The organism is Campylobacter sp. (assembly GCF_030528245.1).
Taxonomy (GTDB): Bacteria; Campylobacterota; Campylobacteria; order Campylobacterales; family Campylobacteraceae; genus Campylobacter_D.
The window spans coordinates 1-8305 of the sequence record NZ_JAUMZG010000045.1 but is presented as its reverse complement, the minus strand read 5'-3'; the positions used below and the strand labels follow the sequence as shown (position 1 = coordinate 8305).

Here is an 8305-nt window from a genome sequence, read left to right as displayed (position 1 = left end):
GGCGGCTCTTGCGTGGGAGCTGAATTTGCCACTGCCGAGGCGGTATGAGTTTGTGTTTTGTGCTTCACACGGGACAGGAACGAGTGCTTTGTTCGCGTTTTTAAAACGCTGTGAGGTGACTTGGCTTGAGTATCATTCTTGGGAGGATTTGAGTGCCTTTAGGGTCTATGTCTATTTTTTTGCTCACTTACTTGCTATCCCTGGATATAAAATATTGGTTTTTAAATATCTGCCGTGTGGTTATAAAAAACTTTTCGCCCTTATGGATAAAAAGGTCGATGCTTTATTTTTGCTTCGTGATCCTTTTGAAAACTGGGCTTCCTATTGTAATTTTAGTGGCAGAAGGGATAATTTTTGCGAAAGCATTTCTTGGAGGGAGGATGTAAGGACTGCTATGGATGTGTTTTGCTTTTTAAATTTTCCCACAAGCGCACCTAAAATGGATGAGAATTTGCTCTGTGCTTGGGAGAGGCTTGATGGGCAAAATAAAGAAAACTGCGGCCATCTTTTTGAAAGCCATGTGATAAAATGGACTAAAAATCTGCAAAATCTGCACTTCATACAAACTAAAGATTTGCATAAAATGACAGCCTTTGAAACGATGAAAAGGCTTAGCAAAATTTTTTCTTTTGAGCTTTTAGGGGATGCGCGTTTATTTGAAGAGCAAAAAGTGAGCAATCTAAATATCCTCTTTCCTAGAACCATAGTCTTTGAGCACGGTTGCACTATAAAGATCCAAACGATTTATGCGGGTTGGGATGAGGGAGAATTTGTCGATCTTAAGGATAGGCTTTATCCGCGAGGTGGGGTCTTTTTTGATGAAATTGTTCTCTTAGTTGAAAGGGAAAAATTAGCCCTCATCGATGAAAAATCCCTTGTGGAGTATTTTAAAAAATTCCAACTCGCCATTAAAGAAAGGCTGGATTTACAAGCAACATACAAACTAAGCCCTGAGCACATTCTTTCACTCTTTAAAAAGCCAAGCGAAACGAGAAAGAAGCTTAAAAAGCTCTTTGATGAAAATTTTCATCCCTTTAAAAAATATTGTCCCGAAATCATCGCTTCGTGGAAGTATTATCAAGAATTTGAAAGATTATGCGCTAAGGATGCCCTTAAAGATTAATCAAAAAGGACTATAATTTCCCCTTTAAATCATTTCAAGGTAGGTTTTCTTGTATTATCTCTCCCAGCTAAGTTCTTACGCGTTTTTTAGTTATATCAGTGTGCGGGCGGGTTTTGCCTTTTTCATCGCTTTGATTTTGAGCCTTTATTTGATGCCAAAATTCATCGCTTGGGCAAAAAACAAAAATGCCAACCAGCCCATTTACGAATATGCCCCGCAAAATCATCAAGGCAAGGTCAAAACGCCCACTATGGGAGGCGTAGTTTTTATCTTTTGTGCTGTGGCGGCCAGTCTGCTTTGCGTGCAGCTAAATAACCTCCTAGCCCTTATGGCTCTTGCTACCCTTGTGCTGTTTTGCCTCATAGGGCTAGTTGATGATGTGGGCAAGATTCTCAAAAAGGACAATCACTCAGGCCTTAGCCCAAAAGCCAAGCTCCTCGCCCAAGTAATCTGCAGTTTGCTCGTCCTTGCCCCGCTTTATTTTACGCAAAGCTTAAATTCCCAGCTCTTCATCCCCTTTTACAAGCACCCGCTTTTTGATATGCAGCTTTTTGCCCTAGCCTTTTGGACCTTGGTTATCATTTCAAGCTCTAATGCCGTGAATTTAACGGACGGCTTGGACGGCCTCGCCACTGTGCCTAGCATTTTTTCCCTTGCGACCTTGGGCATTTTTGTCTATCTCATCGGTAATGCGACCTATAGCGACTACCTACTTTTGCCTAAGGTAAGCACTCTGGGCGAGGTTAGCATCATATGCGCGGCTCTCATAGGCGCACTGATGGGCTTTTTGTGGTATAACTGCTATCCTGCCCAAGTTTTCATGGGAGATAGCGGCAGTCTCGCACTTGGAGGCTTTATAGGCTTTTTGGCTGTGGTGAGTAAAAATGAAATTTTACTCTTGCTCATAGGCTTTGTTTTTGTTTTGGAAACGCTTTCTGTGATTTTACAGGTGGGGAGCTTTAAAATTTGGGGAAAGAGGGTTTTTAAAATGGCGCCCATTCATCATCATTTTGAAAAAAAGGGCTGGGTGGAAAATAAAATCATCGTTCGCTTTTGGATGATAGCCTTCTTAAGCAATCTCATCGCCCTAGCCTCACTCAAACTAAGATGAAAAAATCGCTCTTTGGATATGCGAAAACGACCAGAGCCCTAGCTGAAAGTTATGGGGCTAAAATGGGGGGCTTTGACATCTATGATGATGGCTTTAAAGAGCCCCAAAAAGATGGCCTTGGCAATGCCCTGCTGCCTGTGAGTGCCTTTGATCCTGATGCGAGTGGGCTAGAGATTCCAAGTCCGGGCTTTCCGCCGCAGCATAGCTTGATTTTAAAGGCGAAAAATTTGCAAAGTGAGTATGATTTTTTCTACGATGCTATGCCCCGCAGTGTTTGGATTAGCGGGACGAATGGCAAAACGACTACCACACAAATGAGTGGGCATTTGCTTGAAAAAATTGGTGCGCAAATCGGGGGTAATGTCGGCATACCCCTAGCCGCTCTTGATGCGAATGCTAGACTTTGGATCTTAGAAACCTCCTCCTTTACCCTGCACTATACCCGTGTTGCCAAGCCTGAAATTTACGCACTTTTACCCATAACGCCCGATCATCTTTCTTGGCACGGGTCCTTTGAAAAATACGAAGAGGCAAAGCTGAGTGTGCTGCAAAGAATGGACGCAAATGCCCTCGCTCTTGTGCCGCAAAAATACGCCTCCTATCCTAGCAAGGCGAAGCTCATTGCGTATGAAAGCGAAAGTGACCTGGCGCAAAAAATGGGATTTACGCTTTCAAAAATAGCCCTCAAGCCGCCCTTTCTCCTCGATGCGCTCATGGCTTTAAGTGTGGAGAAGATTGTGCTAGGAAGTGCTAGTTATGAACTTTTAAATGATTTTGTTATGGAGGAAAACAAGCTAGAAGAATTTCTTGACTCCATGGGTAGGCTCTGGGTCAATGATACCAAGGCTACCAACGAGGCCGCAGTCCTTGAAGCCCTCAAACGCTACGCAGACAAAAAAATACATCTCATCATAGGTGGCGATGATAAGGGGGTCGATTTAAGCGGCTTGTTTGCCTTTATGCAAAAACTTGACATAAAAATTTATGCCATAGGGCTGGGCAGTGAAAAGATGATGGCTTATGCGGCAAAATTTGGCATAGAGGCGCAAAAATGCGAATTTTTAAGCAGGGCTGTAGAAAGCATAGCCGCCATTTTAAAAAGGGATGAAGTCGCCCTTTTAAGCCCTGCTTGTGCGAGCTTGGACCAGTTTTTATCCTATGCTGAGCGTGGCAGGGTATTTAAAGAAGAGGTTTTCAATCAAACCAAGTAGGTTTTGGATTGCTTTTCGTAATTTTTAATTTTATCCTGATGTTTTAGCGTCAGGGCTATCCCATCCAAACCCTCTAAAAGACAATGTCTGTAAAAGCTATCTATGTGAAAATCAAATACTCTTTCAAAGGCTAAAATTTTATTTTCCACTAAAGAAATTTTGATGCCTTTATCGTCGCTGGTCTTTAAGGATGATGTAAGAAAGGCGATTTCTTCTTTTTCTAAGGTCAAAACAAGCAGGCCATTACCCAAGGCATTGTTTTTAAAAATATCCGCAAAAGAAGGTGCGATAATGACCCTAATGCCGTAATCTAGCAGGGCCCAAGGCGCATGCTCCCTAGAAGATCCGCTACCAAAATTTTCTCCAGTGATTAAAATGGAAGCATTGCGATAGCTGGGATGATTGAGGATGAAATCTTTATTTAAAATGCTTTCTTCATCATCCACATAACGCCAATCGTGAAAAAGATGCTTTCCAAAGCCTATCTTGCTCACAGAAAGTAAAAATTGCTTCGGGATGATTTGATCGGTGTCGATATTATCGTATTCCAAGGGGCAGGCTATGCCCGTGTGCTCTGTAAATTTTTGCATCTATGCTCCTAAATATTTTCTCACATCACAAATTTGCCCCTCCAAGGCCGCAGCTGCAGCGCTTGCGGGGCTCATTAGATGGGTGATGGCACCCCTGCCCTGTCTTCCGACAAAATTGCGGTTTGAGGTTGAGGCTACCCTTTGTCCACTCTGAGCCTTATCATCATTCATTCCAAGGCACATAGAGCAGCCCGGCAATCGCCACTCGCACCCCGCATCCATAAAAATTTTATCCAGTCCCAACTCGCACGCCTCTTGCCTCACCTTCATCGATCCTGGGACGATGAGGGTTTTGGTATGAGAGCATACTTTTCGACCCTTGAGTATGGAAGCGGCAATTTTTAGATCTTCAAGTCGTCCATTCGTGCAAGAGCCGATAAAAACGACATCGATCTTCACTCCCTCCATACTCTGCCCCTCCTTAAGCTTGGTGTAAGATAAAGCCTCCTCAAAACCCTTTCTATCTGCCTCGTTTAGGCTTTTACGCCAAGGCACATTTTCATCGATGGCTATGGTTTGAGAAGGGTTTGTGCCGTAAGAAATTTGCGGTTTAATCTGACTGGCATCGATGTAAATTTCCTTATTAAAATGAGCCTTCGCATCGCTTTTTAAATCTTTCCACAATGCCACACTCTCCTCCCAAAGTTCAGGCGCATAGTCCCTGCCTTTCAGATAGGCAAAGGTCTTTTCATCAGGCGCTATAAGCCCCACCTTCGCTCCAAGCTCTATGGACATATTAGAAAGACTCATTCTAGCCTCCATACTCAGATTTTCAATCGTCTCGCCACAAAATTCCACCGCATAGCCCGTGCCAGCTGCCGTGCCGAATTTAGCGATGATGTATAAGATCAAATCCTTAGCATAAACCCCCTTTCCCAATGCACCCTCGCAGAGGATTTTCATCGTTTTCAATCGCGCTTGTTTGAGGGTTTGCGTCGCTAAAACATGCTCCACCTCACTGGTTCCAATGCCAAAGGCCAAGGCCCCAAAGGCGCCGTGAGTCGCCGTATGTGAGTCTCCGCACACAAGGGTCGTGCCGGGCAGGGTAAAGCCTAGCTCGGGTCCTATGATATGCACTATGCCCTGATTTTCATCGCCTAGACCAAAAAGCCGCACGCCGTGTTCTTTGGTATTGGCGATGAGGGTTTGAATTTGCTCTTGAGCTAGAGGTAGGCAATCTTTTATATCGCTGCTCTTGGTAGAAACATCGTGATCTATGGTGGCTAAAGTCAAATCAGGACGCGCCACAGGGCGTTTTGCTAGCCTAAGCCCTGAAAAGGCCTGGGGGCTTGTTACCTCGTGGATTAAATGCCTGTCGATGTAAAGCGTAGGCAATTCGCCCTCTGCTTCAAAAACTATGTGAGAATCATAAATTTTTTCATAAAGTGTCTTCGCCATTTTCACTCCAAATTTTCACAAATTGCAGCACCCATTTCATCAGTGCTTAGATAATTTTGAGGATGTAAATCCCTGCTAAATTTACCCTGCCTGAGGCTTTTTTCCACCGCTTTTTCTATGCTCAAGGCGGCAAGTTCCTCCCCGAAAGAGTGGCGTAATAATAGGGCTAAGCTTAAAATTTGCGCTATGGGATTAGCGACATTTAAATGGGCAATATCCGGAGCACTCCCCCCCGCTGGCTCGTAAAGTCCATAGCCTCTTTCATTCAAACTTGCCGAAGCCAACATACCCAAAGACCCGCTAATCATCGCCAACTCATCGCTTAAAATATCGCCAAAAAGATTATTGCACAGCAAAACATCAAAACGAGCCGGATTTTTAAGCACTTGCATCGCGGCATTATCCACATAAAGATGCTCAAGGCTCACATCGGCAAATTCTCGCGCCACTTCATCCACCACACTACGCCACAAAATAGAGCTTGAAAGCACATTGGCCTTATCCACAGAGCAGAGTTTTTTACGCCTTTTTCGCGCATTTTCAAAGGCCAGGCGCGCGATACGCTCGATCTCATATTTGTGATAAATTTCGGTATCAAAAGCCATATCCTCGCCCATACCCTGCTTTCCAAAATAAATGCCACCCGTAAGTTCTCGCACACACAAAATATCAAAGCCCTCTTTTATAATTTCCGCTTTTAGAGGCGACAAATGCTCCAGTTCTTGATAGATCTTCGCAGGACGCAAGTTGGCAAAAAGATTAAAATGCTTTCTTAGCGGCAGAAGTGCCGCCCTCTCTGGGCGTTCATTGGGGGGTAGATGATCCCATTTTGTTCCGCCCACAGAACCAAAAAGTATGGCATCGCTATCCTCGCAAATTCTAAGCGTTTCATCACTTAGGGCTACGCCATAAGCATCGATGCTCTCTCCGCCAATTTTCGCCCTTTTAAGCTCCACAGAAAAGGAATATTTTTGCTCCAATAAGGCAAGCACCCTAAGCGCCTGTCTCATTACCAAAGGACCTATGCCATCACCGGCTAAAACGGCTATTTTGTAGTGTTTCATTTTTGCTCCTTGCTTTGCTCGACCCTTAAAGAGCGATGGATGGCATTAAAGGCAGCGTTTAGGGCCTGGGCTGAGGCTCTGATCACATCCACAGAAAGACCCCTGCCGTGAAAGGATCGATCCCTAAATTTCAAGCTCACATCCACCTGTCCCTGCGCATCAATGCCACAACCCCTAGCCTGAATGCCATAATGCACCAAAGAACACTCAAGCTTAATCAAACGCACCATAGCATTAAAGACCGCTTCGATGGGTCCATTGCCCGTGCTAGCCTCAAAATGACTAAGTCCGCCGATTTTCATCTTGATAGAGGCTGTGGGCAGGGCTCCACTTACCACATTTAAATCCTCAAGCTCAAAATAAACCTCCTCATCCTTTTCCCAATTGAAAAAAAGCAAGGCTTCCAAGTCGTAATCATACACCTGACCCTTTTTATCGGCGAGTTTTAAAAACTGCTCATAAAGCGTGTTTAAGTCGTAACTTTGCGTATCATAGCCCAAATTTTCAAGACAGGATTTGATCATAGCCTTTCCGCTTCTTGCCGTCATTAGCATGCGATTTTCTTTGATGCCTATGCTTTGGGGCGTGATGATTTCATAGGTTTGTCGATTTTTAAGAACGCCATCTTGATGGATGCCAGAGCTGTGAGAAAAGGCATTTTGACCGACTATGGCCTTATGATTTGCCACAGGTTCATTACACATTGAGGCGACTAGCTTGGAAGTTTTGTAAATATGCTCACATTTAATGTCTGTATAAAGCCCCTTGAAAAGATCCGAGCGGGTTTTTATCGCCATTACAACCTCCTCAAGCGCACAATTACCCGCCCGCTCTCCCAGGCCGTTAATGGTGCATTCTATTTGCCTGGCACCTTTTGCTACGGCGCTGAGGCTATTACCCGCGGCAAGGCCTAGGTCGTTATGACAATGCACAGAAATGATCGCTTGATCAATATTTGGCACCCTATTAAAAAGCTCTTCAATCAAAAGGGCAAATTCAAAAGGCAGGGTATAGCCCACAGTATCAGGGATATTAATCGTCCTAGCACCCGCCTTGATAGCCTTCTCAACCATCAAGCAAAGCTGATCGATGGGTGTGCGTCCCGCATCCTCACAGGAAAATTCCACATCATCAGTATAATTGCGCGCTCTTTTAATCGCCCTTTGTGCCATAGCTAAGACCTCGTTGAAGTCTTTTTTAAGCTTACTTTCAATGTGCAGAGTGGAGGTGGCGATGAAGGTGTGAATTCTAAAACGAGGAGCGATTTTCAAGGCCTCATAACAGGCGTCAATGTCCTTATCTAAGGCACGAGAGAGGGCGCAGATGGTGGCGTTTTTGACCTTTTGGGCTATGGCGTGAACGGATTGAAAATCGCCAGGTGAGGAAATGGGAAAGCCCGCCTCAATGACATCAACGCCTAAATTTTCTAAAGCTAGGGCAATTTGTAGCTTTTGATTGAGATTTAAAGACTGCTGGAGGGCTTGTTCTCCGTCGCGTAAAGTGGTGTCAAAAATGACGATTTTATCTTGCATGCCTATCCTTTATTTGATTTATAATTTTAAAGCTCTTGATACTCATAACGATGCGCGTGAAAATCTTTAAAAGCCTTAAATTTAAAGCCCATTTTCGCATAAGCTTTTAGGGCAGGGGCATTATCCACCTCTACGATGAGAGAGAGCTTTTTACCTGCCTTTCTTGCCTGCGTGAGGGCATGCTCTATCAAAACCTTAGCCACCCCCCTACCCCTAGCCCTTTCATCAACGGCTATGCTATCAAGGTAAAATTCCTCCTCGCATTCTTTCAAAATG

General features: G+C 44.4%; 8 protein-coding genes. 3 read left to right on the top strand and 5 right to left on the bottom strand.

What is annotated here, in order from left to right:
• The 3 genes from Q4A73_RS06885 to murD all read left to right on the top strand — a co-directional run.
• Positions 1-1123: DUF2972 domain-containing protein (locus tag Q4A73_RS06885; protein WP_303206718.1), on the top strand; the 1123-nt coding region annotated here is incomplete at its 5' end.
• A gap of 49 nt (positions 1124-1172) precedes the next feature.
• Entirely contained in the window at positions 1173-2234 is a 1062-nt protein-coding gene (gene mraY / locus Q4A73_RS06880) for a phospho-N-acetylmuramoyl-pentapeptide-transferase (protein ID WP_303206717.1), read from the top strand.
• A complete protein-coding gene (gene murD, locus Q4A73_RS06875; protein ID WP_303206716.1) occupies positions 2231-3445 on the top strand; it encodes a UDP-N-acetylmuramoyl-L-alanine--D-glutamate ligase in 1215 nt (404 codons plus the stop codon). Before mraY ends, murD begins: the two co-directional genes overlap by 4 nt.
• Here murD and leuD read toward each other — a convergent pair.
• The 5 genes from leuD to Q4A73_RS06850 form a co-directional block, all read right to left on the bottom strand.
• The gene (gene leuD, locus Q4A73_RS06870) at positions 3433-4035 is read right to left on the bottom strand and encodes a 3-isopropylmalate dehydratase small subunit (protein ID WP_303206715.1); all 603 of its coding nucleotides are present in this window, start codon (positions 4033-4035) and stop codon (positions 3433-3435) included. The genes murD and leuD overlap by 13 nt on opposite strands.
• Entirely contained in the window at positions 4036-5433 is a 1398-nt protein-coding gene (gene leuC / locus Q4A73_RS06865) for a 3-isopropylmalate dehydratase large subunit (RefSeq protein WP_303206714.1), read from the bottom strand.
• Between the two features lie 2 nt (positions 5434-5435).
• Positions 5436-6497: a 3-isopropylmalate dehydrogenase gene (gene leuB, locus Q4A73_RS06860; protein ID WP_303206713.1), complete on the bottom strand. Its 1062-nt coding sequence runs from the start codon at positions 6495-6497 to the stop codon at positions 5436-5438.
• Complete coding sequence (gene leuA / locus Q4A73_RS06855; RefSeq protein WP_303206712.1) at positions 6494-8029, bottom strand: 2-isopropylmalate synthase; 1536 nt, start codon at positions 8027-8029, stop codon at positions 6494-6496. The genes leuB and leuA overlap by 4 nt, the downstream gene beginning before the upstream one ends.
• Positions 8030-8055: 26 nt before the next feature.
• Positions 8056-8305: GNAT family N-acetyltransferase (locus Q4A73_RS06850; protein ID WP_303206711.1), on the bottom strand; the 250-nt coding region annotated here is incomplete at its 5' end.